This is a genomic window from Streptococcus sp. 3613 (assembly GCF_013277375.1).
GTDB classification, from domain to species: domain Bacteria; phylum Bacillota; class Bacilli; order Lactobacillales; family Streptococcaceae; genus Streptococcus; species Streptococcus pseudopneumoniae.
This window is the reverse complement of sequence record NZ_VMMV01000084.1, coordinates 1-1,524: the sequence shown is the minus strand read 5'-3', so window position 1 is coordinate 1,524 and position 1,524 is coordinate 1. Positions and strand designations below refer to the sequence as shown.

1 protein-coding gene and 2 pseudogenes are annotated in these 1,524 nt (G+C 39.5%); all 3 read left to right on the top strand.

What is annotated here, in order from left to right:
* Positions 1–533: pseudogene (locus HT708_RS12000) on the top strand (hypothetical protein); the annotation flags it as partial.
* A 296-nt stretch (positions 534–829) separates the two neighbouring features.
* Positions 830–1,228, top strand: a pseudogene (locus tag HT708_RS09675) (helix-turn-helix domain-containing protein); the annotation flags it as partial.
* A 39-nt stretch (positions 1,229–1,267) separates the two neighbouring features.
* Positions 1,268–1,524: helix-turn-helix domain-containing protein (locus HT708_RS09670; RefSeq protein ID WP_172926315.1), on the top strand; the 257-nt coding region annotated here is incomplete at its 3' end.

The window sequence follows — 1,524 nt, the reverse complement described above, 5'->3', positions numbered from 1 at the left end:
AGTATGCGAGAGGGAACGACAGGTGAAGTCTTAACCATCACAAACAATGGACAGGAAAACCATCTAGTCAAGATGGTATTCTTGGAATTAAAAAATACAGAGAAACCAGCAAGGATAGCGTTCGCAAGCCATGGTTGGAGTTTTTCGGGAATAAACCCTTTACCCAGCGCCCCGAGCGAGCCATCAGCCAAGCAGACCAACTGCTAGATTACAAGAGCTGGTCCGAGGAGGACAGGAAAATGTTTAGTCAACTACGTATGCGTGAAGAACAAGCCTTACTCGCTCATGACTATGCATTGGAACAAGCGGAGGAAAAAGACTTAGAGCGTGGTCGTGCAGAGGGGATTGAACAGGGACTGGAGCGTGGTCTTGAACGTGGACGAGCTGAAGGGATTGAACAAGGGCGAGAAGAAGGCTTGGAACGTGGGAAACTTTTTGCCTTTCTGGATATGGTTCGCCAAGGACTTCTGACTTCCGAGGTTGCCAGCCATCAGCTGGGTATGAGCGTCGCTGAGTTTGAGTCCTTGCTATGAGGTCACATTTTTTTAATATAGTAGAAAGTTAATGAAATGGCGAGTTATTTCTAAAATACTTGTCATTTTTGATTGACATTTGGAAGGGGGGATAGGATAATACCATAGAAGTGAGTTCTGTTCAACTATCGATATGGATTAGATATGTGAAGTTTGACTCAAAGTTTAAGAAATTTGTGAGATTTTCACTTGGGAGATACGGTATTTGAAGGGTATTTCATCTCACAAAGGTGTTTTTTCAACCTTTTTTGAAAAAAATGAAAGCTCTTCTAGGCATAAGAAAACACCTCTGTGTTATACTTGTTGTTCAACCACAAACACAAGAAAGGCACAGAGATGCAAGACAATTATACTACAAAAGCCAAACAAAAGAAGGAAAATCAAATAGAGAAATTGCCTCTTTGCTTGGAAAAGCTCCTCAAACTATCCACACTGAAATCAAGCGTGAGACAGTCTGACAATGTCTTGGAAAAGGGCGCTTCAAAGAGGTTTATTCTACCGACTATGCTCAACAGTCTTATGAAAACAATCGCAGGCGCTCGGTCAAGAAATCAAGCTTAACCAAAGAACTAAAGGAAAAGATTCTCCACTATCATAATCAAAAGTTTTCTCCTGAAATGATGGTTATGGCTAAAGGGGTTAACGTGGGAATTTCAACCATTTACTATTGTATTCATAATGGAAAATTGGGATTAATACTAGACTAAAATCAAAAAGCATTATATAATAGTAATATGAAATCAACTAAAGAAGAAATCCAAGCTATCAAAACACTTTTAAAAGACTCTAGTACAGCTAAATATCATAAACGCCTTCAAATCGTTCTATTTCGTCTGATGGGTAAATCTTATAAAGAGATTATAGAGCTTTTAGACTGTAATCAAACAACGATTTGGCCAACTGTAAAAAAATATGAGGAGTTCGGACGCGATTCTCTCCTTCAAGAAATACGTGGTGGTCGTAACCATGCACATATGACAATTGAGGAAGA